The sequence below is a fragment of the Diaphorobacter sp. JS3051 genome (assembly GCF_015832135.1).
Classification (GTDB): Bacteria; Pseudomonadota; Gammaproteobacteria; order Burkholderiales; family Burkholderiaceae_C; genus Diaphorobacter; species Diaphorobacter nitroreducens.
Genome location: NZ_CP065406.1, coordinates 1,677,944 through 1,704,670, shown reverse-complemented (window position 1 = coordinate 1,704,670; position 26,727 = coordinate 1,677,944). Strand labels below are relative to the sequence as shown.

General features: G+C 68.8%; 31 protein-coding genes. 11 read left to right on the top strand and 20 right to left on the bottom strand.

Going from position 1 to position 26,727, the window contains the following annotated elements; all coding sequences use genetic code 11:
• Positions 1 to 4: 4 nt before the first annotated feature.
• The 3 genes from I3K84_RS08115 to coaD all read left to right on the top strand — a co-directional run bounded on the left by I3K84_RS08115 (position 5) and on the right by coaD (position 2,650).
• Complete coding sequence (locus I3K84_RS08115) at positions 5 to 1,387, top strand: pitrilysin family protein (protein ID WP_196995882.1); 1,383 nt, start codon at positions 5 to 7, stop codon at positions 1,385 to 1,387.
• Positions 1,384 to 2,007, top strand: coding sequence for a 16S rRNA (guanine(966)-N(2))-methyltransferase RsmD (gene rsmD, locus I3K84_RS08110; RefSeq protein ID WP_196995881.1), 624 nt, complete (start codon positions 1,384 to 1,386; stop codon positions 2,005 to 2,007). Before I3K84_RS08115 ends, rsmD begins: the two co-directional genes overlap by 4 nt.
• A gap of 145 nt (positions 2,008 to 2,152) precedes the next feature.
• Complete coding sequence (gene coaD, locus I3K84_RS08105) at positions 2,153 to 2,650, top strand: pantetheine-phosphate adenylyltransferase (protein ID WP_196995880.1); 498 nt, start codon at positions 2,153 to 2,155, stop codon at positions 2,648 to 2,650.
• On the opposite strand, the gene I3K84_RS08100 is transcribed toward coaD, so the two are convergent.
• The 6 genes from I3K84_RS08100 to I3K84_RS08075 form a co-directional block, all read right to left on the bottom strand.
• The gene (locus I3K84_RS08100) at positions 2,651 to 3,751 is read right to left on the bottom strand and encodes a putative zinc-binding metallopeptidase (protein WP_196995879.1); all 1,101 of its coding nucleotides are present in this window, start codon (positions 3,749 to 3,751) and stop codon (positions 2,651 to 2,653) included. It lies immediately after the preceding gene.
• A gap of 90 nt (positions 3,752 to 3,841) precedes the next feature.
• Positions 3,842 to 4,156: a BON domain-containing protein gene (locus I3K84_RS08095; RefSeq protein ID WP_015914146.1), complete on the bottom strand. Its 315-nt coding sequence runs from the start codon at positions 4,154 to 4,156 to the stop codon at positions 3,842 to 3,844.
• 99 nt (positions 4,157 to 4,255) lie between these two features.
• Complete coding sequence (locus I3K84_RS08090) at positions 4,256 to 4,801, bottom strand: bacterioferritin (protein ID WP_011806611.1); 546 nt, start codon at positions 4,799 to 4,801, stop codon at positions 4,256 to 4,258.
• Between the two features lie 22 nt (positions 4,802 to 4,823).
• Positions 4,824 to 5,216 carry a hypothetical protein gene (locus tag I3K84_RS08085; protein WP_011806610.1) on the bottom strand — a complete coding sequence of 131 codons (393 nt, stop codon included), beginning with the start codon at positions 5,214 to 5,216 and terminating at the stop codon, positions 4,824 to 4,826.
• A 55-nt stretch (positions 5,217 to 5,271) separates the two neighbouring features.
• Entirely contained in the window at positions 5,272 to 5,436 is a 165-nt protein-coding gene (locus I3K84_RS08080; RefSeq protein WP_011806609.1) for a DUF1328 domain-containing protein, read from the bottom strand.
• A 167-nt stretch (positions 5,437 to 5,603) separates the two neighbouring features.
• Positions 5,604 to 6,947 (bottom strand): CHASE3 domain-containing protein, encoded by a 1,344-nt coding sequence (locus tag I3K84_RS08075; protein WP_015914144.1) that lies wholly within the window; start codon positions 6,945 to 6,947, stop codon positions 5,604 to 5,606.
• Between the two features lie 153 nt (positions 6,948 to 7,100).
• On the opposite strand from I3K84_RS08075, the gene I3K84_RS08070 reads away from it, so the two are divergent.
• On the top strand, positions 7,101 to 7,733 hold the full coding sequence (locus tag I3K84_RS08070) for a response regulator transcription factor (protein WP_015914143.1): 633 nt from the start codon (positions 7,101 to 7,103) through the stop codon (positions 7,731 to 7,733).
• A 118-nt stretch (positions 7,734 to 7,851) separates the two neighbouring features.
• Here the strand turns inward: I3K84_RS08070 and I3K84_RS08065 are convergent, their stop codons facing one another.
• The 4 genes from I3K84_RS08065 to gpmA form a co-directional block, all read right to left on the bottom strand.
• Positions 7,852 to 8,262: a response regulator gene (locus I3K84_RS08065; protein WP_011806606.1), complete on the bottom strand. Its 411-nt coding sequence runs from the start codon at positions 8,260 to 8,262 to the stop codon at positions 7,852 to 7,854.
• Between the two features lie 108 nt (positions 8,263 to 8,370).
• Positions 8,371 to 9,135 carry a molybdopterin-synthase adenylyltransferase MoeB gene (locus tag I3K84_RS08060; RefSeq protein WP_196995878.1) on the bottom strand — a complete coding sequence of 255 codons (765 nt, stop codon included), beginning with the start codon at positions 9,133 to 9,135 and terminating at the stop codon, positions 8,371 to 8,373.
• A 67-nt stretch (positions 9,136 to 9,202) separates the two neighbouring features.
• The gene (locus tag I3K84_RS08055) at positions 9,203 to 10,639 is read right to left on the bottom strand and encodes a S41 family peptidase (RefSeq protein WP_015914140.1); all 1,437 of its coding nucleotides are present in this window, start codon (positions 10,637 to 10,639) and stop codon (positions 9,203 to 9,205) included.
• Between the two features lie 114 nt (positions 10,640 to 10,753).
• Positions 10,754 to 11,497: a 2,3-diphosphoglycerate-dependent phosphoglycerate mutase gene (gpmA, locus tag I3K84_RS08050; protein ID WP_172208316.1), complete on the bottom strand. Its 744-nt coding sequence runs from the start codon at positions 11,495 to 11,497 to the stop codon at positions 10,754 to 10,756.
• Positions 11,498 to 11,570: 73 nt separating this feature from the next.
• Between gpmA and I3K84_RS08045 the strand changes: the two genes are divergently transcribed.
• From I3K84_RS08045 to I3K84_RS08030, 4 genes are all read left to right on the top strand, one after another.
• Positions 11,571 to 11,978 carry a rhodanese-like domain-containing protein gene (locus I3K84_RS08045; RefSeq protein WP_172208314.1) on the top strand — a complete coding sequence of 136 codons (408 nt, stop codon included), beginning with the start codon at positions 11,571 to 11,573 and terminating at the stop codon, positions 11,976 to 11,978.
• 49 nt (positions 11,979 to 12,027) lie between these two features.
• Positions 12,028 to 12,285, top strand: a complete 258-nt coding sequence (gene grxC / locus I3K84_RS08040; RefSeq protein WP_196995877.1) for a glutaredoxin 3 — start codon at positions 12,028 to 12,030, stop codon at positions 12,283 to 12,285.
• 101 nt (positions 12,286 to 12,386) lie between these two features.
• Positions 12,387 to 12,839, top strand: a complete 453-nt coding sequence (gene secB / locus I3K84_RS08035; RefSeq protein WP_011806600.1) for a protein-export chaperone SecB — start codon at positions 12,387 to 12,389, stop codon at positions 12,837 to 12,839.
• Between the two features lie 72 nt (positions 12,840 to 12,911).
• Positions 12,912 to 13,904, top strand: a complete 993-nt coding sequence (locus I3K84_RS08030; RefSeq protein WP_196995876.1) for an NAD(P)H-dependent glycerol-3-phosphate dehydrogenase — start codon at positions 12,912 to 12,914, stop codon at positions 13,902 to 13,904.
• 310 nt (positions 13,905 to 14,214) lie between these two features.
• On the opposite strand, the gene panC is transcribed toward I3K84_RS08030, so the two are convergent.
• Positions 14,215 to 15,084 (bottom strand): pantoate--beta-alanine ligase, encoded by an 870-nt coding sequence (gene panC / locus I3K84_RS08025; protein ID WP_011806598.1) that lies wholly within the window; start codon positions 15,082 to 15,084, stop codon positions 14,215 to 14,217.
• 16 nt (positions 15,085 to 15,100) lie between these two features.
• A complete protein-coding gene (panB, locus tag I3K84_RS08020; RefSeq protein WP_011806597.1) occupies positions 15,101 to 15,982 on the bottom strand; it encodes a 3-methyl-2-oxobutanoate hydroxymethyltransferase in 882 nt (293 codons plus the stop codon).
• Between the two features lie 65 nt (positions 15,983 to 16,047).
• On the opposite strand from panB, the gene nadC reads away from it, so the two are divergent.
• From nadC to pabB, 3 genes are all read left to right on the top strand, one after another.
• On the top strand, positions 16,048 to 16,926 hold the full coding sequence (nadC, locus tag I3K84_RS08015; protein ID WP_172208308.1) for a carboxylating nicotinate-nucleotide diphosphorylase: 879 nt from the start codon (positions 16,048 to 16,050) through the stop codon (positions 16,924 to 16,926).
• A gap of 79 nt (positions 16,927 to 17,005) precedes the next feature.
• On the top strand, positions 17,006 to 18,130 hold the full coding sequence (gene nadA / locus I3K84_RS08010) for a quinolinate synthase NadA (RefSeq protein ID WP_196995875.1): 1,125 nt from the start codon (positions 17,006 to 17,008) through the stop codon (positions 18,128 to 18,130).
• A 53-nt stretch (positions 18,131 to 18,183) separates the two neighbouring features.
• Complete coding sequence (gene pabB / locus I3K84_RS08005) at positions 18,184 to 19,953, top strand: aminodeoxychorismate synthase component I (protein WP_172208304.1); 1,770 nt, start codon at positions 18,184 to 18,186, stop codon at positions 19,951 to 19,953.
• Between the two features lie 51 nt (positions 19,954 to 20,004).
• On the opposite strand, the gene I3K84_RS08000 is transcribed toward pabB, so the two are convergent.
• The 8 genes from I3K84_RS08000 to nadB all read right to left on the bottom strand — a co-directional run bounded on the left by I3K84_RS08000 (position 20,005) and on the right by nadB (position 26,716).
• The gene (locus I3K84_RS08000; RefSeq protein WP_172208302.1) at positions 20,005 to 20,364 is read right to left on the bottom strand and encodes a 5-carboxymethyl-2-hydroxymuconate Delta-isomerase; all 360 of its coding nucleotides are present in this window, start codon (positions 20,362 to 20,364) and stop codon (positions 20,005 to 20,007) included.
• A gap of 30 nt (positions 20,365 to 20,394) precedes the next feature.
• Entirely contained in the window at positions 20,395 to 20,781 is a 387-nt protein-coding gene (locus I3K84_RS07995) for a 6-carboxytetrahydropterin synthase (RefSeq protein ID WP_231403436.1), read from the bottom strand.
• A 2-nt stretch (positions 20,782 to 20,783) separates the two neighbouring features.
• On the bottom strand, positions 20,784 to 21,422 hold the full coding sequence (gene queE, locus I3K84_RS07990) for a 7-carboxy-7-deazaguanine synthase (RefSeq protein WP_172208300.1): 639 nt from the start codon (positions 21,420 to 21,422) through the stop codon (positions 20,784 to 20,786).
• Between the two features lie 61 nt (positions 21,423 to 21,483).
• Positions 21,484 to 22,686, bottom strand: coding sequence for an 8-amino-7-oxononanoate synthase (bioF, locus tag I3K84_RS07985; RefSeq protein WP_172208298.1), 1,203 nt, complete (start codon positions 22,684 to 22,686; stop codon positions 21,484 to 21,486).
• On the bottom strand, positions 22,683 to 23,363 hold the full coding sequence (gene bioD, locus I3K84_RS07980; RefSeq protein WP_172208296.1) for a dethiobiotin synthase: 681 nt from the start codon (positions 23,361 to 23,363) through the stop codon (positions 22,683 to 22,685). The genes bioF and bioD overlap by 4 nt, the downstream gene beginning before the upstream one ends.
• Positions 23,360 to 24,709: an adenosylmethionine--8-amino-7-oxononanoate transaminase gene (gene bioA / locus I3K84_RS07975; protein ID WP_172208294.1), complete on the bottom strand. Its 1,350-nt coding sequence runs from the start codon at positions 24,707 to 24,709 to the stop codon at positions 23,360 to 23,362. Before bioA ends, bioD begins: the two co-directional genes overlap by 4 nt.
• A gap of 9 nt (positions 24,710 to 24,718) precedes the next feature.
• Entirely contained in the window at positions 24,719 to 25,099 is a 381-nt protein-coding gene (gene panD, locus I3K84_RS07970; RefSeq protein WP_196995874.1) for an aspartate 1-decarboxylase, read from the bottom strand.
• 27 nt (positions 25,100 to 25,126) lie between these two features.
• Positions 25,127 to 26,716: an L-aspartate oxidase gene (nadB, locus tag I3K84_RS07965; RefSeq protein ID WP_196995873.1), complete on the bottom strand. Its 1,590-nt coding sequence runs from the start codon at positions 26,714 to 26,716 to the stop codon at positions 25,127 to 25,129.
• Positions 26,717 to 26,727: the final 11 nt, after the last annotated feature.

The following is a 26,727-nucleotide window of genomic DNA, read 5'->3' as shown; positions in this document are numbered from 1 at the left end:
AGCGATGTACAAAACTCTTAAAACGATAGCTGCTCGCGCCTTTCTGATAAGCGCTGGAGCCATTTTTTATACCCAATCCGCGTGGGCGCTGCTGCCCATCCAGCACTGGACCGAGCCCAGCGGCGCGCGCGTGTGGCTGGTGGAAAGCCCGGCCATTCCGATGGTGGACGTGCAGGTCGACTTCGATGCCGGCGCGCGCCGTGATCCCGCGCCGCAGGCGGGCCTGGCTGCGGCGGCGGCCCTGATGAGTTCCAAGGGCGTGACTGCGGGCGGGCCGAACGAGCCCCCGATGGACGAGAACGAACTGGGCGAGGCTTGGGCCGACCTGGGCGCCAGCTTCGAGGCTGGCGCCGAGCGCGACGGCCTGGCGTTCTCGCTGCGATCGCTGACCGAGCCCGACTTGCTGGACCGTGCCGCGCGCCTGGCCGCGCGCCAGCTGGGCCAGCCCAGCTATGCACCGGACGTGTGGCAGCGCGAGCGGGCGCGCTGGAGCGCCGCCATCAAGGAGGCCGACACACGCCCCGGCACCGTGGCCAGCAAGGCCTTCAACGCCGCAGTGTTCGGCGGCCACCCTTACGGCCAGCGCGCCACGGCCGAGACACTGAACAACATCCAGCCGGCCGATCTGCAGGCTTTCCATGCCCAGTACCTGCAGGCCTGCCGTGCGCGGGTGAGCATCGTGGGAGCCCTCACGCGTTCCCAGGCGCAAACGTTGGTGCAGACGCTGCTGTCGCGCCTGCCTGCGCCCCAGGCCGGGGCCTGCGCGCCGTTGCCAGCCGTGGCCGAGGTGCAGCCGCTGGCACGCGCCGTGCAGGTGGATGTGCCCTTCGCTTCGGCACAGGCCCATGTGCTCATCGGCCAGCCGGGCTTTGTGCGCCGGGATCCGGACTTCCTCGCGTTGCTGGTGGGCAACCACATCCTGGGTGGCAGTGGCTTCACCTCGCGCCTGACCAATGAGGTGCGCGAGAAGCGCGGCCTTTCCTACAGCGTGGGCAGCAGCTTCTCGCCTGGCTTGAACGCCGGGGCCTTCGTCGTCGGCCTGCAGACCCGGCCCGATCAGGCCGCCCAGGCCGTGCAGGTCACGCGCGACGTGCTCGCCCGCTTTGTGGCCGAAGGGCCCACCGAGGCCGAGCTGCGCGCCGCCAAGGACAACCTTGTCGGTGGCTTTGCACTGCGCATCGACAGCAACCGCAAGCTGCTGGCCAACGTGGTCAACATCGCCTGGAATGACCTGCCGCTGGACTACCTGGAGCACTGGACCGACCGCGTGGAGGCCCTCACCGTGGCCGACATCCGCGCCGCCCTGCAGCGCAAGCTGCAGCCCGAGCGCATGGTGACCGTTATCGTGGGCGCGCAGCCGGCCGCCACGGCAAAGGCCCGGCCATGAACGGGCGCGCCGCGGCGCCAGCCGCCCCGCGCATAGCCACACGTACTGCAGTGCGTGCGCCCGCCAAGGGCGCCGGCGAGGTGCGCATCATCGGCGGGCAGTGGAAACGCACGCGCCTGCCGGTGCTGGACAAGCCCGGCCTGCGTCCCACGCCCGATCGCGTGCGCGAGACACTTTTCAACTGGCTGGGCCAGGACCTGACGGGCTGGCGCTGCCTGGATGCCTTCGCCGGCACCGGCGCCTTGGGTTTCGAGGCCGCATCGCGCGGCGCGGCCAGCGTGCTGCTGGTGGAGGGCGACGCCGCACTGGCCGCGCAGCTGGAGACGCTGCGCCAGCGCCTGCAGACGAGCGCCGTGCGCGTACAGCGTGGCGACGGCGTGGCCGCGCTGCGCCAGTGCGCGCCGGCCAGCATGCACCTGCTGCTCATCGACCCACCGTTTGGCGGCGAGCTGTTCGCCCCTGCGCTGCAGGCCGCCGCACAGGCCGTGGCGCCCGACGGCTTCATCTACCTGGAGGCGCCCGCAGCCTGGACGCAGGATCAGCTCGGCCCGCTGGGGCTGGCGCTGCACCGGCACCTGAAGGCCGGGGCCGTGCATGCGCACCTGCTCCACAAAGCCTGATTGCTATTGATATAGGAGCTGCTCGCGCTTGTTGGTAGGGCGCTGGAGGCTGATTTGGCTTCAATGGCCCATGGACAGGCGTGCGCTGCATAATCCGCCCCACGGAGCCCGTGCGGGCTCCGCCACTGCAAGGAGACCCCACGCCATGGCGCATGTGCTCGCCGTTTATCCCGGAACCTTCGACCCCATCACGCTGGGGCATGAGGATCTGGTGCGCCGCGCGGCAAGACTGTTCGACCGCGTGATCGTGGCCGTGGCCATTGCCCACCACAAGAAAACCCTGTTCAGCCTGGACGAGCGCATGGAGATGGCGCGCCAGGCGCTTGCCGACTGTCCGCAGGTGCAGGTCGAGTCCTTCGAGGGGCTGGTGACGGAGTTCACTGCCGCGCGCGGCGGCACGGCCATGGTGCGCGGGCTGCGCTCGGGCACGGACTTCGACTACGAGTTCCAGCTTGCCGGCATGAACCGCGCGCTGGTGCCCGGTGTCGAGACGGTGTTTCTCACACCCGCGAGCCAGTGCCAGTTCATCAGCAGCACGCTGGTGCGCGAGATCGGCACGCTGGGCGGCGACGTGGCGCAGTTTGTCTCGCCCGGCGTGCACGAGCGCCTCTTGCACAAGCTGGGCCGCACCGCCGCGGCGTGATCAGCGCCGCGCCACGGTGTCGTGCACGAAGCGCAGCTTGCGCAGCGCGCCCGTGGACAGGGCAAACGGATAGGCATCGCGCTGGCCCATGCTGCGGTTCAGGCTGTTGAGTAGCAGCGTCAGCGGCATCCACGCCGAGACCATGGCATCAAAACCGGGCGCCGGCTGTGCAAACGGGTCGGGCATGGCGTAGTGCTGCGCGTGATCGGGTGTCGTGCCGGGAATGGCCATGCGGGTCTGAAAGCTGGCGGCCGTCTCCAGCAGATCGACCAGGTGCAGGTAATGCGCCCACGTCTCGGCCCAGTCCTCCCAGGGGTGCGCGGCGGCATAGGCGCTGACGTGCTGCGGCTGCCATTGCGCAGCGGGCAGGGGGGCACGCTGGTAGTGCGCCTGCAGCGCCTGGGCGTAGTCGCGCCGCTCGTCGCCGAAGAGTGCGCGGAAGGCGTCCACATGCCCGGCGCGCAGCACCAACTCTTCCCAGTAGTAGTGGCCGGATTCATGCCGCAGGTGACCCAGCAGCGTGCGGTAGGGCTCATGCATGGCCTGGCGCCGGCGCGCGCGCTCGTCGTCATCGGCCTCGGCCACGTTGAGGGTCACGACACCCTGGGCATGCCCCGTCATCACGGGCGGCGCGCCCGCCACGTCCGCCAGGAATTCATACACCGGCCCGGGCTGCTGCGTGCTCAACAGTCCCAGGCGCGCCAGCGTGTAGAACAGGTGCCGCTTGGCGCTCTCTATCTGCGACCAGCGGCGCAGGTTGTCGGGCAGGGACAGGTCCGGTAGCACGCGCGTCCGGCGGCAGGCGGCGCACAGCCCGCCATGCGCCTGGGCATCTGCGGCCGGTAGCGCAAAGGTGCAGGCGCCATAGGTGGTGCGGTTGGTGCATAGCTGGTACTGGGCCGGCGGCGCAGCACCGTCGCTGCCGCGTGTAGGAACGCGCTGCCAGGTGCGCGACAGGGCGTGGTCGCCGTCGTCCGCAGGCGCGAGCGCCAACATGGCCATGTCTTCGGGAGAGAACGCCAGCGTGCAGCCGCAGTGCACGCATTGCACGCTCTCGAAGAACACGAGGGAGCCGCATTGGCCGCAGTGGAACAGTCGCATGCGTAGGGATTCTGACGCAGGTAGTGCGCGTCACCTGCCAGTGAAAAAAAACGCCGCCCAGAGGGCGGCGTTCCTGCGCAGTCGTGTGCGTCACGGGCGCACGACGATGCTGTTGCGCACCTCGCGCACATGCTTGGTGTTGCGCGCGATGGCTTCGGCGCGGTCCTTCTCGGCCTGGGTCTTGGCAAAGCCCGAGAGCTGGACGGTGCCGTTCAGCGTCTCCACGCTGATGGCGGTGGCAGAGACGCTCTTGTCCTCTGCCATCTTGGCTTTCACGGCGGTGGTGATACCTGCGTCGTCCATGTAGGAGCCCACGGTTTGCTGGTTGCGTGCTACCGAGCAGCCGGTGGAAACGATGGTGGCGCCTGCAAGCAGGGAAAAGGCGATGGCACGTGCGTATTTCATGGTTGTGTCCTTGGGTTATGGTTGAAAACACGGGTGCTGGGATAACCCCGCTGCGGCCTGTTGCACCCTCCGGTGGCCTCAACGGTTGGGAAAGGGAGGCTAGCGGTGCAGCCAGTCCTTCAGTTCATCCGCATGCTCCTCCTCGTCGGCCAGGATGCCTTCGAGCATGCGCCGCGTGGTGGGATCCTTGTCGCCGATCAGCTGGATCATCTGGCGATAGGCCTCCACCGCGATGCGCTCCGCCACCAGGTTGGCGCGCACCATGTCTTGCAAATCGGACGACTCATCGTATTGCGCATGGCTGCGCGACAGCAGCGTAGAAGGGGAGAAGTCCGGCGATCCGCCCAACTGCACGATGCGTTGGGCGAGCAGATCGGCATGGGCTGCCTCCTCGTTGGCGTGCACCAGGAACTCTGCCGCGATCGCCGGCGACTCGCGGCCGTCCGCCGTGAAATAGTGCCGCTTGTAGCGCAGCACGCAGACCAACTCGGTCGCCAGAGCGTCGTTGAGCAGGGCAATGATGGCATCGCGGTGTGGGCCGTACGCGGGCGTCACGGCGCCTTCGTCCAGATCCGCGGTGGCTGCCTGGCGCAGCGCGGCTTCGTCAAGCTGAAGCGCGCTGGCGTGGGTATCGCTGTGCATCATCGGGTCGGTTCCTGCGGTGGTCTCAATAACGCTCGCTGCGGTGGCGTGTCCACATCAACGCAGTGGCAAAGGCGGCGCCCGCGGCTGCGGCGATCAGCAGGGACTTGCCGGGTTGTTCCGCGACGTAGCGGTTCGTGGCGTCCGCAGCCTGGTGGAACTGGCGCCGCGCGCGTTCGCCGGTGTGCGCGCAGTACGAAATGCCGCGCGTGGCCAGGTCCTGCGCCTTGGCGGCCAGGTCGTCGATCATCGGGTCCACGCCCTCTTGCATGCGCTGCATGCGGGTCTCGGCCTTGTCGATGGATTCATTGGTCATCCGGCGGGTGGACTGCAGTGTTTCGGACGCCTTGTCGAACACGCCTTCGGCCACGTTGTGCGCCGTCTCTGCCGCCTTCTGGGTGGTGGTTTGGATCGTCATTGGGGGATTTCCTTTCTGTGGTGGCATCTGCCTGGCGGGCCAGGTTGATGGGGCGTCAGCCCCTCTTCAACAAGCTGAGCACGAAGGTCACAACCGCCATGATCACGAACACGAAGAACAGGATCTTCGCGATGCCCACGGCACCGGCGGCGATGCCGCCAAATCCGAACAGGGCGGCCACCAACGCGATGACCAGGAATACCACTGCGTAATGCAACATAACCAGCTCCTTGTTTTCGGCGCGGTGCGCCGGGTGGTTGCGAATGCGCCTGAGCACATGGCTTGACTGTAGGGAGGCTGGCGTTGCATGAGTGCCGGTGGCTGGCGCACCCCGCTGTAGGACGCCACCGATCAGATGAGCAGCCCGGACGCAGGGCTGCGAACGCGTCAGGTCAGCGTGTGCGGCAGCACGGCGCTGACCAGGGTGCCCTCGCCGGGCGTGGACGTGACCGTGAGCTTGCCGCCCGCCGCCTCGACACGGTGGCGCATGCCGAACAGACCATGCGCGTCGGGGGCGATGCTTGAGATGTCGAACCCGTCGCCGTCATCCCGCACCTGTACCGATACATGGTTGGGATAGCTGTGCACCGACACCAGCACCTTGCGCGCGTTGGCGTACTTGCTGATGTTGGTCAGCGACTCCTGCACCAGCCGGTAGACGGTGAGCTGCGCTGCGTCGGACAGCTTGGCGGACTCCAGGCTGGTGTCTATCTGCAGGTTGCTGCGCTGCGCGAAGTCGCGCGTGAGGATTTCCAGCGACGTGGTGAGCCCGAGATTGGAGAGCGACGAAGGGCGCAGGTCCTCGATGATGCGCCGCTTGAGCGCGATGCCGCTGTTGAGCGTCTCGGTGAGGTGCTGCACGCGCTCGGCGTTCTCGGGGGTGTGCAAATCGATGCGCGACTTCAGGCGCGCCACGTCCAGCTTGGCTGCCGTGAGCAAAGCACCCAGCTCGTCGTGCAGCTCGCGCGCCAGGTGTGCGCGCTCTTCCTCGCGTACTTGCTGCAGATGGCTGGCCAACTCGGAGAGCGCGGCAGTGCGTTCACGTACCAACTGCTCCAGTCGGTCGCGTTCGCGCGCCAACACCTCCTGCTCGCGCGCATGCGCAGCCTGCAAGGCGCTGGTCTGGCGCAGGTACAGGTAGAACGCCAGCAGCCCCACCACCGCCACGGCGGCGATGCCGATGCGCGAGAGCATCAGCGAATGCAGGATCTCCTGCGTGCTGTGTTCCGTTTGCTGGGCGCTGCGCGCCACCAGTCGCGCTGCGATCGCCCGGATGGCATCCATGTTCTCCTTGCCCACGTCGGTGGAGAGCACGAACTTCCAGGCGTCGTCGTTGTCCTGGCGGCGCAGCTTGAGGCTGAGGTCGAGTTCGGAAAGCTTGCGCGTGATCTGCTGCGACAGCTGGGAAAAGTCGTCCAGGTCCTGCGGTGCGTGCCGGTAGGTCTGGCGCAGCTCATCAAGGTTGGTATTGATGGTGGCGACCGCCTGCTCGTAGGGCTGCAGATAGCGCTCGTCGCCGGTGAGCAGGTAGCCGCGCAGCCCTGTCTCGGCGTTGAGCATGTTCTGCAGAAGCCGGTCGAGCGCAGCGCGCGTGGCGTGCGAGCGGGCCAGGTCGCCCACGGCCGCGTGCGAGCGCATGTACCCGGTTTCGTTGATGCCGACCAGCAGGGCCACAGCCAGCAATGCCAGCGGCAGACTGACGGCGATCTTGCGCAAACGGGACCAACTCATGCTTGGGCTTCTCCACGGGGACTGGCAGGGCACGGTTGAAAATGCATATCATCGGCCTGCGCTGCCATGCTAGTGCAATGCAGAGCAGATGGGCAGATCTTCAGACCATACCTTACCGGGGAGCAAGGCGCTCTCCTCTTGAAAGAAGGCTCAATGATCAAGATTGGCATTGTGGATGACCATGCGATAGTCCGTGCCGGGCTGCGCCAATTTCTCTCGGAACATGTGGACCTGCGGGTCGTTGGCGAGGCAAGCAACGGCAGGGAAGCCATCGATCTGGTGCGCGTTCACGAGATCGACGTGCTGGTGATGGACCTGTCCATGCCCGGCCAGAGCGGCTTGGATGCGTTGGCCATGCTGCGCGCCAAGGCACCCGATATGGGCATCCTGATCCTCAGCGGCTACCCCGAGGAGCACTATGCGATCAATCTGATCCGCCAGGGTGCGAGCGGCTATCTGAACAAGGAATGCGAACCCAAGGAGATCGTCGAGGCCATCCGCACCATCGCCCTGGGGCGCCGCTACCTGACCCCGTCCGTGGCCGACCTGCTGGCCCAGCAGCTCAACCGCAAGGACGATGCGCCGCCCCACGAGCAGCTGTCGGAGCGCGAGTTCCAGGTGTTCCTCAAGCTGGCCAAGGGCGAGACGGCGGGTGACATCGCCAAGTCGCTGTCGCTGAGCGTGAAAACCGTGAGCACCTACCGCACGCGGCTCATGGAAAAGATGGGGCTGTCCTCCAACAGCGATCTGACGTACTACGCGCTCAAGAACAAGCTCATCGATTGAACGCAAAGCGCACAAAGCACAAGGGCCAGTCACTGACTGGCCCTTGTGCTTTGTGCAGAGGTTTGAGAGTAAGGATGGGCGCGTGTCAAAGTGCAGATGGGCCCGCGCAGCGCCTCCTTCAATTGGTGGCTGCGGAGCTGGAGGCTGCCCGATGCGTGCTGTTGCTGTGTTCGATGCAATAGTCCACCAGCGCCTCGATCTCGTTGGATTTGTCAAACACGGCGTCCACCCCCAGCTGCGCACAGCGCATGCGCACGTCGGGTGTTGCGTAGTTGCTCAGCACCACCATCTTCTGCGCTGAAAGGCGGTTGCGGCAGGCAGCCAGCACGCCCAGCCCGCTGCCTTGGCGCAGGAACAGGTCCACGATCGCCAGGTCCCACTGGGAGGTGTGCGAGGTAAGCCACTCCTTGCCCTCGTCCTCCGTCTCGGCGATGCCGACGGCTTCCACCTCCGCCAGTTCTTCGAGCGTTCCGATCAGGTTTTCGCGGATGGTGGCGTTGTCTTCGACGATGTACGTGCGCAGTTTCACGGTGCTTCCTGTTCGGCCGGGAACGAAAAATAGGGCATCGGCGCTACTGTATGAAAACAGGCTGGCGGGTTCTGCCAGCAGCCGGGTGCAGTGCCCGTAGGTGCATTCCTACCCGGCTGGCGCGTGCAGGGATCCGCACACGGGGCAGGCCGGGTCGCGCTCGGTGCGCACTTCGGTCCACTGCATGTCGCGCCCGTCCAGCATCAGCAGCCGGCCTGCGAGCGAGCTTCCGACCCCCACAAGCAGCTTGAGCGCCTCGGCCGCCTGCATGGTGCCGATGATGCCGACCATGGGCGCGAACACGCCCATGGTGGCGCACTGCACCTCCTCAAAACCGGCGGTGGGCGAGAACAGGCAGGCATAGCAGGGCGTGTCATCCCGGCGGGGGTCGTACACGGAAATCTGCCCGTCGAAGCGGATGGCCGCGCCTGCCACCAGGGGCTTGCGTTGGCGTACGCACGCGGCGTTGATGGCCTGGCGCGTCTGGTAGTTGTCCGTGCAGTCGAGCACCACGTCTGCGGCGCTGACCAGCCCATCCAGCGCGGCGGCGTCCACACGCTGGCGCACGGTGCGCACTGAAACCAGGGGGTTGATGGTCTGCACGGCCTGGGCCGCGGAGTCGACCTTGGGCGTGCCGACGCGCGCCGTGGTATGGGCGATCTGGCGCTGCAGGTTCGTGAGGTCCACCATGTCGTCGTCCACCAGCGTCAGGGTCCCCACGCCTGCGGAGCCGAGAAACAGCGCGGCCGGCGAGCCCAGACCGCCGGCACCGATGACGAGTACGTGGGCTGCCAGGATGCGTTCCTGCCCCTCGATACCGATCTCGTCGAGCAGGATGTGGCGGGAATAGCGCAGCAGTTGATCGTCGTTCATGGGGTGGTGGGCGTGAAAAAGGCCGGGCTCCGCGGGAGTCCCGGCCTGGTTGCCAAGAAAGACAGCGTCAGTTGTCCTTCTTCTCTTCCTTGCGTTCCGTGAGGGTCTTGCTGGCCAGCACGGTGCGGCCCTTGAGCTGGTTGAGTGCCTGGCTGAGCTGGAAGTCCTTGTCCGAACCGTACTCGGGCAGCTTGCGCTCGGACACGGGCTTCTTGGCCTCTTCCTCGAGGCGCTTGCGGGCCTCCTCGCGCGCCTTCTCGCGGCCGGCATCCTTCGCTTCCTCGCCCTGGCCGCTGGTCAGGTGCTTTTCCAGGTCGGCTTCGCGCATGCGCAGCGATGCGTAGATGTCGCCCTCGGCGGTCTCGTCGAGCATGACGTCTGGCACGATCCCCTTGGCCTGGATCGATTTGCCCGACGGCGTGTAGTAGCGCGCCGTCGTGAGCTTGATGCCCGTGTCGGGGCCCAGCGGCCGCACGGTTTGCACCGAGCCCTTGCCGAAGGTCTGGCTGCCCATGATGGTAGCGCGCTTGTGGTCTTGCAGCGCCCCCGCGACGATCTCGCTGGCCGAAGCCGAGCCTTCGTTGACCAGCACCACCAGGGGCACGGTCTTGATGGCGGCGGGCAGGCGCTTGAGCGGGTCGCCGCTGCCGCGGCGCAGATAGAACTCGGGCGAGGCCTTGAAGGTGGCCTTGCTCTCGGCCAGCTGGCCGTTGGTGGAGACCACCGTCACGTTCTCCGGCAGGAAGGCAGCCGACACGGCCACGGCCGCATCCAGCAGGCCGCCGGGGTCGTTGCGCAGATCCAGCACCAGCCCCTTGAGGCGGGGATCCTGCTTGTAGACCTCTTCGACCTTGCGCACGAAGTCGTCCACCGTGCGTTCCTGGAACTGCGACAGGCGAATCCAGGCGTAGCCCGGCTCGATGATCTTGCCCTTGACCGATTGGGTCTTGATCTCCTCGCGCGTGATCGTGACGGGAAAGCTGCGGCTCTCGTCGCGGCGCAGGATGGTCAGCGTCACCTGCGTGTTCGGCTCGCCGCGCATGCGCTTGACCGCGTCGTTGAGGGACAGGCCCTTCACGGCCGTATCGTCGATTTTCGTGATGAGGTCGTTGGTCTTGAGCCCCGCGCGGTCGGCGGGGGAGCCCTCGATGGGCGAGACGATCTTGATCAGGCCGTCTTCCTGGGTGATTTCGATGCCCACGCCCACGAAGCGGCCGGTGGTGCCTTCGCGGAATTCCTTGAACGACTTCTTGTCGAAGTACTGCGAATGCGGGTCGAGGCTGGCGACCATGCCACCGATGGCATCGGTGATGAGCTTGCGGTCATCGACCGGCTCTACATAGTCGGTCTTGATCAGGCCGAACACGGCCGAGAGCTGCTGGATTTCCTCCAGTGGCAGCGGGGTCATGGCGCCGCGTGCCACGGTCTGCAGCGAGACGGTCGTGAGCGCTCCGGCCACCACGCCCACCGATATCCATCCAGCAATTTTGAGTTTGTGGCCCATAGAACACCTCTACCGATTCAATATACACCTTGGAAGGGCTGCGGCCTGGGCAGTTCCTTCAGGATCTGCCTATTTTTCAAGCAAGACCGCGCTACGCTTTCCAGAAGCGGCGGCTCAGGCCTTGCCCTGCGCGGCCACGGCGGCGGCGGCCTTGGCGGCGGCCTCGGCGTCGCCCAGGTAGTAGCTGCGCAGGGGCTTGAGTTCCGCGTCCAGCTCGTACACCAGCGGAATGCCGTTGGGAATGTTCAGGCCCACGATGTCTTGGTCGGAAATGTTGTCCAGGTACTTGACCAGCGCGCGGATGGAGTTGCCGTGCGCGGCGATCAGCACACGCTTGCCCGAGCGGATCGTTGGCGCGATGGCTTCGTTCCAGTAGGGCAGCACGCGCGCCACCGTGTCCTTGAGGCACTCGGTCAGCGGCACCTGCTCGGGCGCCAGGCCCGCGTAGCGGATGTCGCCGCGCTCGCAGCGCGGGTCGGTGGGCTCCAGGGCCGGCGGCGGCGTGTCGTAGCTGCGGCGCCACACCAGCACCTGCGCGTCGCCGTACTGCTTGGCCATGTCGGCCTTGTTCAGGCCCTGCAGAGCGCCGTAGTGGCGCTCGTTCAGGCGCCAGCTGTGCTCCACGGGCAGCCAGGTGCGGTCCATCTCGTCCAGGCAGTGCCACAGCGTGCGCGTGGCGCGCTTGAGCACACTGGTGTAGGCCAGGTCAAAATCGTAGCCCTCGGCCTTGAGCAGGCGGCCGGCATTCTTGGCCTGCTCGATGCCCGTGGGGGTCAGATCCACATCGGTCCAGCCGGTGAAGCGGTTTTCCAGATTCCACGTGGATTCGCCGTGGCGGATCAGAACGAGTTTGTGCATGGTGTCCCTTGGGGCTTCAGGTCAAAAACCCGACATTCTAGAATTGCGCGGTTTGCATACCCCAAGGAACCCCGTGAATTTCGTTCTCGACAATTGGTATTTGATCTTCCTCGCGCTGGCCTCGGGCGTCATGCTGCTGCTGCCGGCCCTCAAGGGGGCCGGGGCCGGTACCCTGGGCACGGCGCAGGCCGTACAGCTCATCAACCGTGAGAAGGCGGTGGTGATCGACGTGTGCGAGCCTGAGGAGTTCGCCGCGGGCCACGTGGGTGGCGCCAAGAACATCCCGTTGGGGCAGTTGCAGGAGCGCCTGCCGCAGGTGGTCAAGAACAAGGCCGTGCCCATCATCCTCGTCTGTGCCAAGGGCGCCCGCGCCTCGCGGGCTGCAGGCATCGCCAAGGGCCTGGGCTACGAGAAGGCGCAGGCGCTGGCCGGCGGCCTGGCCGCTTGGCGCGAGGCCAACCTGCCGGTTGAAAAGGCCTGAGGCGCCCGCATCTACCAGCATTGTTCGTTACGCAGAAAGGTCGCCGTCCATGCAAGCCGTGAAGATGTACACCACCGCCGTGTGCCCCTACTGCATCCGCGCCAAGCAGTTGCTGAAGCTGAAGGGTGTGGATCAGATCGAGGAAATCCGCGTGGACACCGACCCCGCCGCCCGCCAGCACATGATGGAGATCACCGGCCGGCGCACCGTGCCGCAGATCTTCATTGGTGACACCCACGTCGGTGGACACGACGACCTCGTGGCCCTGGACAGCCGTGGCGGCCTGGTGCCGCTGCTGGGCGCCTGAGCCTTTGCCGCCATTGGCGCGTTGCATAATGCGCCCCATGTTGCCCGCTGCGGGAGCCTCTCCCGGGCGGGCTTTGTTTTGACCGAAAGACCGAGACCACCATGGCCGAAGAAACCCCCGTGTTCCAGATTCAGCGCGTGTACCTGAAGGACCTGTCGCTGGAGCAGCCCAATTCGCCCGCGATCCTGCTGGAGCAGGAGCAGCCCAGCGTGGACATCCAGTTGGGGGTCGAGGCCACACCCGTGGTCGAAGGCATCTTTGAAGTGGCCGTGACCGCCACCGTGCAGACCAAGATCAAGGACAAGACTGTGTTCCTGGTGGAGGCCAAGCAGGCCGGCATCTTCGAGATCCGCAACGTGCCCGAGGACCAGATGGGCGCCATCATCGGCATTGCCTGCCCCCAGATCATCTACCCCTACCTGCGCGGCAACGTGGCCGACACCGTGACGCGTGCGGGCTTTCCGCCCGTGCACCTGGCCGAGATCAACTTCCAGGCCATGTACGAGCAGCAACAGGCCGCAGCCGCCGAGGCTGCCACCAGCACGGCCCAGTAAACGGCTTCTTGGTCGTAACGGGTGGTAGAGCTGTTTCAGGCTCTAGCGCCCGCCTGATAAGCGCGAGTAGCTATGAAAATAGTAGTCCTTGGCGCAGGCGCCTGGGGCACTGCCCTGGCCATGAGCGCGGCTGCGCACGCAGCCTGCCATGAGGTGACGCTGTGGGCCCGTGACGCACAGCAGGCGCAGGCCATGCAGGCGAAGCGGCAGAACCAGCGCTACCTGCCCGGCCTTGCGTTCCCGCCCGGCCTGCACGTGGCGTCGGGTGACATGGGCGCGCTGGCCGCGGACGCCGACCTCGTCGTCGTCGGCACGCCCATGGCGGCGCTGCGCGGCATGCTGAAACGGCTGGACGGCTGCGCGGCGCCCATCGCGTGGCTGTGCAAGGGCTTCGAGGCCGGCACGGGGCTGATGGCGCATGAAGTGTGCGCGCAGGTCGCACCGCGGCTGCACAGTGGTGTGTTCAGCGGCCCCAGCTTCGCCCAGGAGGTCGCCACCGCCCAGCCCACGGCCATGGTGGCCGCCAGCCCCCGTGCCACGGTGCGCGATGCGCTGGTGCTGGCCTTCCACGGGCCCGCATTGCGCGTATACGCCAGCGAGGACATCGTAGGCGTGGAAGTCGGCGGTGCGGTCAAGAACGTATTGGCGATTGCCACCGGCCTGTGCGACGGGCTGCAACTGGGGCTGAATGCGCGTGCGGCATTGATTACCCGCGGTTTGGCGGAAATGACCCGCTTAGGCCTTGCCCTGGGCGCGCGGCCCGAGACCTTCATGGGCCTGTCGGGCCTGGGGGATCTGGTGTTGACTGCTACGGGCGACCTGTCGCGCAACCGCCGTGTGGGGTTGTTGCTGGCCGAGGGGCGGACCTTGGCACAGGCGGTGGAGTCGCTGGGCCATGTGGCTGAGGGGGTGTACAGCGCCCGCACCGTGGTACAGCGCGCGCGCGCGGTGGGCGTTGAGATGCCCATTGCGGAGTGCGTCGTCGCGCTGCTCGACGGTGAACTGCGCGCTGCCGAGGCGGTGGCCCGGCTCATGGAGCGCGAGCCTACCGTCGAGCGCCATTGATGCGCACACATCTCCCGTGAACAGCAAAAAGCGGCCCGCAGGCCGCTTTTTGTCGTGCGCGGTTCAGGGTGCGTGGGTCACACGACACCGAACAGCATCAGCAGCAAAACGATACTCAGCGGGACACCCAGAAGCCAAAGAATGATCGGCATGTACGCCTCCTATAGGGATGGTTGAAACATGCCTTCACCTTAGCGATGGGCCAGACGCCCCGATGTCCGTCCAGGCTGCCACGCCGCGTAGGTCATCGCGGTCCTGTGCTTGTGCGAGTGCGCCTACGCCTACGCACGGACTGCCGCCGCGCGCGGTCTCAGAACTCCAGGTTGTCGATCAGCCGCGTGCTGCCCAGGCGTGCCGCGCCCAGCGCCACCAGCGTACCGGCGGCTGCGCCTGCAGCGGGGGGCTGAAGATCGTGGCGCTGGCGCACGGTGAGGTAGTCGGGCGCCCACCCTTGCTGCGCCAGGGTCTGCAGGGCCTGTTGTTCCAGGGCGGCCAGCGGGGGGGCGCCGGGTGCCTGCGCCGCCTGGGCCAGCGCGCGCAGCGCCGCGGACAGTTGCACGGCCTGGACGCGCTCGGCGGTGCTCAGGTAGCCGTTGCGTGAGCTCAGGGCCAACCCATCGTCGGCGCGGGCCGTCTCGCCTGCCACCACCTCTACGGGCAGCGCGAACTGCTGCACCATGCGGCGGATCACCATGAGCTGCTGGTAGTCCTTCTTGCCGAACACGGCCGTGCCGCCGCCGCTGGCGAAGAACACTGCGGAAAACAGCTTCATGACCACGGTGCACACGCCCGTGAAGAAGCCTGGGCGGAAATGCCCTTCCAGGATGTCGGCCAGTTGCGGGTCGGGCTGCAGCTTGAAGGTCTGGGGCTCGGGGTAGAGATCGCTCTCGCGCGGCGCGAAGACGATGTCGCAGCCCGCGGCCTCCAGCTTGGCGCAATCGGCCTCCCAGGTGCGGGGGTAGCTGTCGAAGTCCTCGTGCGGGAGGAATTGCAGGCGGTTCACAAAAATGCTGGCGACCAGCACGTCGCCCAGCGGCCGGGCCTGGCGCACCAGGGCGATGTGGCCGTCGTGCAGATTGCCCATGGTGGGCACGAAGGCGGGGCGCTTGCCGGGGCGGCCTGCGCCGGGATGCGCGGCGATGGCGGCGCGCAGTTCGGGAATGGTGCGGACGGTGATCATGGGTGAAGGTGTTTGGTCAGTTCCAGGCGTGCAGTGCGTCGTCGGGAAAGCGCCCTTGCTTGACGGCCTGCACATAAGCCTCGATGGCGCCGCGCACGCTGCCCGCATCCCGCATGAAGTCGTGCACGAACTTCGGGTTCTTGCCCAGGTTGATGCCCAGCATGTCGTGCATCACCAGCACCTGGCCGGCCGTGCCGCTGCCCGCGCCGATGCCGATGGTGTGGCAGCGTGGCAGGGCCTGCGTGAGGTCGCGTGCCAGGGGAGTCGGCACCATCTCCAGCACCAGCATGGCGGCGCCGGCGTCCTGCAGCTCCAGTGCCTGGCGGCGCAGCTGCTGGGCGGCCTGGTCGCCCTTGCCCTGCACACGGTAGCCGCCCAGGGCGTGCACCGTCTGAGGGGTGAGGCCCAGGTGGGCGCACACTGGCACGCCGCGCTCCACAAGGAACTGCACCGTGGGCGCGGTCCAGCCGCCGCCTTCGAGCTTGACCATGTGGGCGCCCGCCTGCATGAGCTGGCAGGCACTGCGCAGCGCTTGCTCGCGGCTCTCGGCATAGCTGCCGTAGGGCAGGTCGGCGATCAGCCAGGCCGTGCCCTGTACGCGGTGCAGGCCGCGTGCCACGCTGGCCGTGTGGTAGGCCATGTGCTCCAGCGTCACGCCCACGGTGCTGGGCAGGCCCTGGCAGACCATGCCCAGCGAATCGCCCACCAGGATGCACTCCACACCCGCCGCATCAGCCACGGCTGCGAAGGTGGCGTCGTAAGCGGTGAGCATGGTGATCTTCTCGCCCGCCTCGCGCATCTGCGCCAGGCGGGGCAGGCTCACGGGGCGTCTCTGGGGCAGCGGCGACGCGGGCGGCAGCGTGCCATAGGGCGTGCCGGCGGTGGGGGAGTCGGTCATGGCGCTTGGGATCCGTCGGGTTGCAAAAGTGCGGCGAGTCTATGCGATGCGGCTATGCTCGCCCCATGACGACGAGAGACTTGTTTGGCGCCGACGCACTCGCGGCGCTGGCCCGTGCCGATGTGGACCGCGCCCTGCAGGAAGACGTGGGCAGCGGCGACCTGACGGCCGGCCTGATCGACCCCGCGCGCCGCGTGCGTGCGCGCATCCTGGCGCGCGAAGCCGCCGTGATCTGCGGCGCTCCTTGGGTCGAGGCCGCGCTGCGTGCGCTGGACCCCGGTGTGAAGCTGACCTGGCATGTGGCCGAGGGCGCGCGCTGCGCTACCGACCAGGTGGTATTGGAGATCGAAGGCCAGGCGCGCGCGCTGCTGAGCGCCGAGCGCACGGCGCTCAACTTCCTGCAGCTGCTGTCGGCCGTGGCCACCAAGACGCGCACCTATGTGGATGCCGTGGCCGGCACCCGCGCCCACATCGTGGACACGCGCAAGACGCTGCCGGGCCTGCGCCTGGCGCAGAAGTACGCCGTGCGCACGGGCGGTGGCACCAACCATCGCATCGGCCTGCACGATGCCGTGCTCATCAAGGAAAACCACATCGCTGCCGCCGGCGGCGTGACGGCGGTGCTGCGGGCCGCCCAGGCGGTGGCTGCGCAGGCTGCATTCATCGAGATCGAGGTGGAAACGCTGGCGCAGCTGCAGGAGGCGCTCGATGCGGGCGCGACGATGGTGCTGCTGGACAACATGCCGCTGGCACAACTGCGCGAGGCCGTGCGCATCAACGCGGCGCATGCGGGCGGGGGCGCCATCCTGGAGATCTCGGGCGGCGTCACGCTGGAAGGCCTGCGTGCGCTGGCCGAGACGGGCGTGGACCGCATCTCCATCGGCACGCTGACCAAGGATGTGAAGGCCACGGATTTCTCCATGCGCCTGCAGGATTTGGCCTGACATGGCGTAGCGTCTTCCAAGACGCGACAATCGATTCCCCCTCGTGAAGCCGTCGCGTCCCGGCGGCGAGAGCATTGCCATGAATACGACCGCCATCAAGGACGTCGAGTACGAACAGCCCCTCGCGGGCGCGGACGGCGCCACCTGCTCCACCAAGCACGCCTGGGCGCGTGTGCCGCCCGAGTTATCGCCCGCCGAGCGTGCGGCGCTCAAGGACAGGATCCGCCGCCTGCTGAAAGAGAAGAACGCGGTGATGGTGTCGCACTACTACGTGCACCCGGACCTGCAGGACCTGGCCGAGGAAACCGGCGGCATCGTCAGCGATTCGCTGGAGATGGCGCGCTTCGGCCGCGACCACGCGGCGCAGACACTGGTGGTGAGCGGCGTGCGCTTTATGGGCGAGACGGCCAAGATCCTCAGTCCCGAGAAGACCGTGCTCATGCCCGACCTGGACGCGACCTGCTCGCTGGACCTGGGCTGCCCCATCGACGAGTTCAGTGCTTTCTGCGACCAGCACCCCGACCGCACGGTGGTGGTCTACGCCAACACCAGCGCCGCCGTGAAGGCGCGTGCCGACTGGCTGGTCACGTCCAGCTGCGCGCTGGACATCGTGCGTGCGCTCAAGGATGCGGGCCACAAGATCCTGTGGGCCCCCGACCGGCACCTGGGCGCCTACATCGAGCGCGAGACGGGCGCCGACATGGTGTTCTGGAACGGCGCCTGCATCGTGCACGACGAATTCAAGGCGCTGGAGCTGGAGCTGCTCAAGAAGGAGCACCCCGAGGCCAAGATCCTCGTGCACCCCGAGAGCCCGACCGAGGTCGTGGCCCTGGCCGACGCTGTGGGCTCGACCAGCGCCATCCTCAAGGCCGCGCGCGAGATGGATGCCCGCGAATTCATCGTGGCCACCGACAACGGCATGATGCACAAGCTGCGCACGCTGAACCCCGGCAAGACCTTCTATGAAGCCCCCACGGCCGGCAACAGCGCCACCTGCAAGAGCTGCGCGCACTGCCCCTGGATGGCCATGAACGGCCTGGCCGACGTGGCCCGCGTGCTGGAGACAGGCGCGAACGCCATCCACGTGGAGCCCGCGCTGATACCGCGCGCACGCCAGCCCATCGACCGCATGCTCGCCTTCACCGCCGCACTCAAGAGCGGGCAGCCGGCCGGTGCGCTGGTGCCGCATTTCGGGGCGGCATAGCGCTTTTGTTTTGATAGCTGTTGGCGCTGGATGGATAAGCGCTGGAGGCCGATTTGACTCTGACCGCCCTGATCGACTTCGCCGACCCGCGCGCGAGCGCCGGGCCGCGCTTGCGCCATGCCTTTGGCGTGCCGCGCGCCACGCTCGTGGCCCAGGCCCCGCACGAGGTGCGCGGCGTGCTCGACGCCGTGGAGGACGCCGCGCGCGCGGGCGCCTGGGTGGTGGGCCAGTTGCGCTACGAGGCGGCGTCCGCCTTCGACAAGGCCCTGCGCACGCACGCGGCCGACGGCCCGCTGGCCTGGTTCGCGGTGTTCGATGCGCCGCAGCCCTGGGATGGCAATCTGGCGCCTGGCGAGGCCCGGGTGCCATGGCAGGGCGAGATCGCGCGGCCCGCGTTCGATGCGGCCATTGCGCGCATCCGTGGCGCCATCGGCGCGGGCGAGTGCTACCAGGTCAACTTCACGGCACCGCTCGCGGGGAACTGGCAGGGCGATGCGCTGGCCCTGTTCGCGGCGCTGCGCCGCGCGCAGCCGGGCGGCTATGGCGCCTTCCTCGACATGGGCAATGAGAAGACGCTCTCCGTCTCGCCCGAGCTGTTCTTCGACTGGCGCGGCGGCAGCCTGCTCGCGCGGCCCATGAAGGGCACGGCCCCGCGCGGCGCCACGCCCGAGGACGACGCGGCCCAGGCCGCGCAGCTGCGCGCCAGCCCCAAGGAGCGGGCCGAGAACGTGATGATCGTGGACCTGCTGCGCAACGACCTTTCGCGCGTGGCCGAGCCGCACAGCGTGCGCGTGCCGCGCCTGTTCCATACCGAGCAGCTGCCCACCGTGTGGCAGATGACTTCCGACGTGGTGGCGCGCACGCGTGCGGGCACGCGTCTGGCCGACGTATTCGGTGCGCTGTTCCCCTGCGGCTCGGTTACGGGCGCGCCCAAGGTGCGCGCCATGCAGCTCATCCAGGAACTGGAGGCCGCGCCGCGTGGCGTGTACTGCGGCGCCGTGGGCGTGGTGCGGCCCGACGGCGCGGGGGGCGTGGCCGCCACCTTCAACGTGCCGATCCGTACCGTGGCGCTGCGCGGCACGCAGGCCGTATGCGGCATCGGCAGCGGCATCACCTGGGGATCGGAGGCCGGGGCCGAGTGGCGCGAGTGGGGCGCCAAGCGCGCCTTCGTGGAGCGCGCGAGCGCGCCGTTCGAGCTGCTCGAAACCCTGGCGCTCGACGAGGGCGCGCTGCGCCACCGCGCCGAGCACCTGGCGCGCATGGCGGCCGGGGCCGCGCATTTCGGCGTGCCCTGGGACGCTGCGCGCATGCAGGCCTGCCTCGATGCCCTGTGCGCCGCCCACCCTGCGGGCCTGTGGCGCGTGCGCCTGCTGCTCGATGCGGCGGGCCTGCCCCGGGCCGAGGCCTTCGCGCTCGCGCCCACGGCCGAGCCCGTGCGCCTGGTGCTGGCGCAGCGCGCGTTCATGCAGGCGCACAGTGAATTCGTGCGCCACAAGACCACGCGGCGCGCGCACTACGCGGCCTTCGAGCCCACGGAGCCCGGCGTGTTCGACACCCTGCTGTGGAACGAGGCGGGCGAGATCACCGAATGCACGCGCGGCAACATCGCGGCGCTGCTCGACGGCCGCTGGATCACGCCGCCGCTCGCCTGCGGCCTGCTGCCCGGCGTGGGCCGTGCCGTGGCCCTGCGCGAAGGCCGCGTGCAGGAGGGGCTGCTGCGCGTGCAGGACCTGCCGCGCGTGCAGGCCTGGGCCTTCGTCAACAGCCTGCGCGGCTGGCTGCAGGCCAGGCTCGGCGAACCGGGCGCGCTCTCGGAAAAATAGCTGCAGGCGCTTTATGCAAGCACGCTGCGGGCCATTTTCTTGAAAACGACGTTAGAGCCGTTCCTTCACATAGGACGGCCGGTCCATGTCCACGATCTCCACGCTGAGCTGCACCATCACGCCTGCGGGGTGGGGTGTGAGGCGGCGCAGCACGCCGGCCACGCGCTCCGAGAGGTCTTTCTTGGCCTCTGGCGTGCGGCCTGAGAGCAGGCGCAGCTGCGCGTGCACGAAGCCGCGGTTCGCGGGCGCGGTACCGATCTCGAACTGCGGCACGGGCGCGATGCGGCTCTTGAGGTCGGCCTCGTCGGCCACCTCGGGGCTCGCGCAGACGGCGGCGTTGAGTTCGGCGAGCGCCTGGGCCTCGGGGAAGCCGGCGAGGTTGCGGGAGTATTCAACGATCAGGTGGGGCATGGCAGGTCTCGGTGGTTCGGGGAAAGGGGTTCAGGACAGGTCGAGCGTGCAGCCGTCGCCGAGCGCGTCGCGCCACACGCGCACGCGGCTGGGCGGGGGCTGCATGTCGGACAGGGCCTCGGCGATGAAACGGCAGAGGTTCTCGAGCGTGGGGATGCCCAGGCCCGGCACCTCGTCGAGCAGGTGGTGGTCGAGCCGCTCGCGCAGCACGGCCAGGCGCTGGCGCAGGTAGCCCAGGTCCTGGACCATGCCCGTGGCGGGGTCGAGCGGCCCGGTGAGCGAAACCTCGGCGTGGTACGTGTGGCCGTGGATGCGGCGGCTGCCCTCGGCCTCGATCTCGCGGCGCAGGGTGTGGGCCGCGTCGAAGAAGATGCGCTGGTGGACGGTGTATTGCTGCGGCATGGCGGGGTGGGGCATCGTCAGCGGATGCCGGTGAGCTTGTGGGTCTGCAGGCTCAGGCGCCACGCCGGGCGCTGCATGCAGAGATCGATGCACAGCGCGATGTGGGCCGCCTGGTCGGGGCCGTCCATGGGCTGCAGGAAACGGTGGGTGAAACGGCCCGTGGTTTCGAGCGCGTCGAGGTCCAGGCCGCTTTGGGGCCAGACCAGCTTGAGCTCTTGGCCCTCGCGCTGCACCCACTCGGCACCGGCCTTGGGGCTGATGCACAGCCAGTCGATGCCGGGCGGCGCCGCGATGGTGCCGTTGCTCTCCACGGCGATGCGAAAGCCCTCGGCATGCAGCGCGTCGATCAGCGGCGCGTCGACCTGCAGCAGCGGCTCGCCGCCCGTGAGCACCACGAGGCGGTGGGCGCGATCCTGCGCGGGCCATTGCGCCGCGATCTGGTGTGCCAGTGCGCCCGCGTCGGCGAACTTGCCGCCCAGCGTGCCGTCGGTGCCCACGAAGTCGGTGTCGCAGAAGCGGCAGATGGCACTCGCGCGGTCCTGCTCGCGGCCGCTCCAGAGGTTGCAGCCCGCGAAGCGGCAGAACACGGCGGGCATGCCGGCCTGGCCGCCCTCGCCCTGCAGGGTGTAGAAGATTTCCTTGACGCTGTAGCTCATGGGATAACCTCCGTGCTGCGCACTGCGGTGCGAGCTTGCTTGGGGCGGCCCGGCGCGGCGCTCATACGGCCTTCCCCGTGCGCGGCGCGAGTTCGGCCAGCGCGCCCAGCAATTGGGCCACATCGGCCTCGGTGTGGGCGGCCGACAGCGCGATGCGCAGCCGCGCCGTGCCTTCGGGCACCGTGGGCGGGCGGATCGCGGGCACCCACAGGCCGCGCGCGCGCAGGCCTTCCATCACGGCCAGGGCCTCGTCGTTGGCGCCGATCACCAGAGCCTGCACGGCCGTGCGCGAGTCGCCCAGCTGCCAGTGCGTGCCCTGCAGCAGCGGCGCCAGGCCGTCGCGCAGCTGGGCGATGCGCTGCGCCAGGTGCTCGCGCCGCCAGCCTTCGGCGGCGATCACGCGCAGGCTGGCCTGCAGCGCGCGTGCCAGCAGCGCGGGCGCGGCCGTGGCGAAGATGTAGCTGCGCGTCTTCTGCACCAGCCATTCGACGAGCGCGTCGGGCCCTGCGACGAAGGCGCCCGCCACGCCCGCAGCCTTGCCCAGCGTGGCCATGTAGAGCACGCGCGGCGAGGCATGGGCGCCGACGAGGCCCGCCTCGGCCAGCGTGCCGCGCCCCTCGGGGCCGAGCACGCCGAAGCCGTGCGCGTCGTCGATCAGCAGCAGCGCGTCATGCCGCTCGCACAGCGCGTGCAGCGCGCGCACATCGGCCACGTCGCCGTCCATGCTGAACACGGCATCGCTGATCACGAGCTTGCGCCGTGCGGGGCTGGCCGCGAGCAGGGCGTCGAGCGCGGCGAGGTCCGCATGCGGGTAGCGGTGCACCGTGGCGCGAGACAGGCGCGCGCCGTCGATCAGGCAGGCGTGGTTGAGCGCGTCGGAGAACAGCGCATCGCCCGCGCCCACGAGCGCGGGCACGATGCCGATGTTGGTGGCGTAGCCCGCATAGAAGTAGAGCGCGCGCGGCAGCTGCACGAAGTGCGCGAGGTCTTGCTCCAGCGCGGCGTTGGCCTCGCTGTGGCCGCTGACCAGGGGAGAGCCGCCCGAGCCCACGCCGAACTCGCGCGTACCCGCGCAGGCGGCTTCGGCCAGGGCAGGGTGGGCTGCGAGGCCCAGGTAGTCGTTGCTGCAGAAGGCCAGCATGGGGGTGCCGTCCACCCGCAGGTGGGCGCCCTCGGCGGGCGCCACGGCGCGGCGCCTGCGGCGCAGGTGGGCATCGTCCAGCGCGGCGATGCGCGCGGGGAATTCGTCGATCCAGGAGGTCATGTCCAGTCAGGGGGCAATTGGTAGAGCGCGGCGAGGGCGCGCGCATCGGGCCGGGGCTGGTGCGGCAGCGTGGCCAGCAGCGGCACGCCCAGGTGCTGGCGCAGCCAGGCGATGTTGTCTGCGGGGGCCAGCATTTGCGGGTCCACGCGGTTGGCGACCCAGCCCGCGAGCGTGAGGCCGCGCGCGCGGATCGCCTCGGCCGTGAGCGCGGCGTGGTTCAGGCAGCCCAGGCGCAGGCCCACCACCAGCACCACGGGCAGGGCCAGGGCCTGGGCCAGGTCGGCGCCGGTCTCGGTGTCGGACAGCGGCACGTGGAAGCCGCCCGCGCCCTCGACCACCACGGCATCGGCGCGCTCGGCGAGCTGGCGGTAGCTTTGCACGATGGCGGGGATGTGAATGCGTACCCCGGCGCGCGCGGCTGCGATGTGCGGCGAGAGCGGGTCGGGCAGCAGCACGGGGTTGTCGAGTTCGGGAGGCACGGCCACGGTGGAGGCGGCGCGCAGCGCGACGGCATCCTCGTTGGCCAACTGGCCGCCGTGCCATTCGGCGCCTGCGGCCACGGGCTTCATGCCCACCACGCGAGCATGGTGGCGCGCGAGCGCGTGCAGGAGCGCGGCCGAGGCGAGGCTCTTGCCCACGCCCGTGTCGGTGCCGGTGACGAATACGCCCAGGGTCATGGCAGGCGTTCCTCCGTGGAGGTGGGCGTGCCGGCTTCCTCGGCCAGCGTGGCGTCGAGCGCGGACAGGGCGTTGACTGCGAGGTGCTGCACCGCCTCGGCGTCGAGCACGTAGGGCGGCATGGCGTAGACGGTGGTGCCGATGGGGCGCAGCAGCAGGCCGCGCGCCATGGCGTGGCGGTGGTAGCGGCGTGCGAAGTCGGGCAGGGTGGTTTCCACGTCCCAGGCCCAGACCATGCCCTGGCGGCGCGCGTGGCGCACGCGTGGGTGCGTCGTGAGCGGCGCGCAGGCCGCATCGATGGCTTGAGCGAGCTGCCCATTGCGCGCGAGCGCATCGGTCTGCTCGAACAGCTCCAGCGTGGCCAGCGCCGCGCGGCAGGCCAGAGGGTTGCCGGTGTAGGAGTGCGAGTGCAGGAAGCCGCGTGCCACGTCGTCGTCGTAGAAGGCGGCGTAGACCGCATCCGTGGTCAGCACGGCCGACAGCGGCAGCGTGCCGCCCGTGAGGCCCTTGGACAGGCAGAGGAAGTCGGGCCGGATGCCCGCCTGCTGGTGCGCGAACATGCTGCCCGTGCGGCCGAAGCCCACGGCGATTTCGTCGGCGACCAGATGCACCTCGTAGCGGTCGCACAGCGCGCGCGCCTGGCGCAGGTATTCGGCGTCGTGCATGGCCATGCCGGCGGCGCACTGCACCAGGGGTTCGAGGATCAGCGCGGCCGTGGTGGCATGGTGCTCGGCCAGCCAGGCTTCGAGCGCGGCGGCGGCGCGCAGGGCCATATCGCGGGCTGATTCGCCGGGCCGCGCATTGCGCGCGTCGGGGCTCTGCACGGTGGCGGCCAGGCGCACGAGGGGCGCGTAGGCCTCGCGGAAGAGGGCGATGTCGGTCACGGCCAGCGCGCCCACGGTCTCGCCGTGGTAGCCGCCGGCCAGGCCCACGAAGCGGCTCTTGGCCGGGCGGCCCTGGTTGCGCCAGTAGTGCGCGCTCATCTTGAGCGCGATCTCGGTGGCGGAGGCACCGTCGCTGCCGTAGAAGGCATGGCCCAGGCCCGTGAGCGCGGCCAGGCGCTCGGACAGCTCCACCACGGGCGCGTGCGTGAAGCCCGCGAGCATCACGTGGTCGAGCCGCGCGAGCTGGTCGGTGAGCGCCGCCTGGATGTGCGGGTGGCCGTGGCCGAACAGGTTGACCCACCAGGAGCTGATGCCGTCGAGGTACCGGCGGCCGTCGGCGCCGTGGAGCCACGGCCCCTGGGCGCGCGCGATGGCCACGGGCGGCTCGGCCTCGTGGCGCTTCATCTGCGTGCAGGGGTGCCAGACGCTGGCGAGGCTGCGCGCGGCGAGGGTGTCGGTCATGGGGCGGGCTCAGAGCGACTGCGTGGGCACGTGGTGGCGCAGCGCCACCTGGCGGTTGCGCTCGTCCACGAACACGAGTTGCGGCTGGTGCGCGGCCACGTGTTCCTCGTGCACCTGGGCGAAGGCCGCGATGATGAGCAGGTCGCCCACGGCGGCGCGGCGCGCGGCCGAGCCGTTCACCGAGACCATGCCGCTGCCGCGCTGGCCCTTGATGGCGTAGGTGACGAAGCGCTCGCCGTTGTCCACGTTCCAGATGTGCACCTGCTCGTTCTCGCAGATGTTGGCGGCATCCAGCAGGTCTTCGTCGATGGCGCACGAGCCCTCGTAGTGCAGCTCGCAGTGCGTGGTCTTGACGCGATGGATCTTGGATTTGAGCAGGGTGCGGTACATGGAATCTCCTTGGATTGTGAAAAGGGGTCAGCGTGCGGGCGGCACCAGGATGGTGGGCGCGGCGGGGGCGGCCATGTCGGGCCAGTCGCGGCTGAAGTGCAGGCCGCGGCTTTCATGGCGCATCTGCGCGCTTTTCACGATCAGGTCGGCCACCTGCACCAGGTTGCGCAGTTCCAGCAGGTCGCGCGTGACGTGGAAGTTGGCATAGAACTCCTGGATCTCGCCCTGCAGCAGCGCGATGCGGTGCGCCGCGCGCTCCAGGCGCTTGTCCGTGCGCACGATGCCCACGTAGTCCCACATGAAGCGGCGCAGCTCGTCCCAGTTGTGCGAGATGACCACGCACTCGTCGGCGTCGGTCACGCGGCTGTCGTCCCACGCGGGCAACGGAGGCAGATCCGCGCGCTGCGCCTGCTGGATGTGGGCGGCCGCGGCGCGCGCGAACACCATGCATTCCAGCAGCGAGTTGCTGGCCAGGCGGTTGGCGCCGTGCAGGCCGGTGCAGGCGGTCTCGCCAATGGCGAAGAGGCCGTGCAGGTCGGTGCGGCCCGCCAGGTCGGTCAGCACGCCGCCGCAGGTGTAGTGCGCGGCGGGCACCACGGGGATGGGCTCGCGCGTGATGTCGATGCCCAGCTCCGCGCAGCGCGCGAGGATGTTGGGAAAGTGCGCCTGCAGGAACGCGGGGCTTTGGTGCGAGATGTCCAGGTGCACGCAGTCCAGGCCGTGCTTTTTCATCTCGAAGTCGATGGCGCGCGCCACGATGTCGCGCGGCGCCAGTTCGGCGCGCGCGTCGTGCTGGGGCATGAAGCGCGTGCCGCCGGCCTGCGGCGGCAGCTTGAGTTGCCCGCCCTCGCCACGCACGGCCTCGGTGATGAGGAAGCTCTTGACGTGCGGGTGGTACAGGCACGTGGGGTGGAACTGGATGAACTCCAGGTTGGACACGCGGCAGCCCGCGCGCCAGGCCGCGGCAATGCCGTCGCCCGTGGCCGTGTCGGGGTTGGTGGTGTACAGGTACACCTTGCCCGCGCCCCCCGTGGCCAGGATGGTGTGCGGTGCGCGAAAGGTGAGCACCTCGTCGGTGGCCTCGTCCAGCGCGTACAGGCCCAGGCAGCGCTGCGCGCCAGCCAGTCCCAGCTTGGCGCTGGTGATCAGGTCCACCAGGGTGTGGTGTTCGAACAGCGTGATGCCGGGCGTGGCGCGCACCACGTCGATCAGCGTGCGCTGCACGGCCGCGCCCGTGGCGTCGGTGGCGTGCACGATGCGCCGCGCGCTGTGGCCGCCTTCGCGCGTGAGGTGCAGGGCGCCGTCTTCCTGCGAGAACGGCACGCCCAGGCCCTGCAGCCAGCGGATGGCCTGCGGCGCGTTCTCCACCACGAAGCGCGTGGCCGCCAGGTCGCACAGGCCTGCGCCGGCCACCAGCGTGTCCTGCACGTGCGACTCGAAGCTGTCGCCCTCCGCCAGCACGGCGGCGATGCCGCCCTGGGCCCAGCCGCTGGCGCCGTCGGCCAGCTGGCGCTTGGTGAGGACGGCCACGCGGTGGGTGGGCGCCAGCTTTAGCGCGGCGGTCAGCCCTGCGAGGCCGCTGCCTACGATGAGTACGTCGAAGTCGTGTGAGGTCATGGCAATGTGCG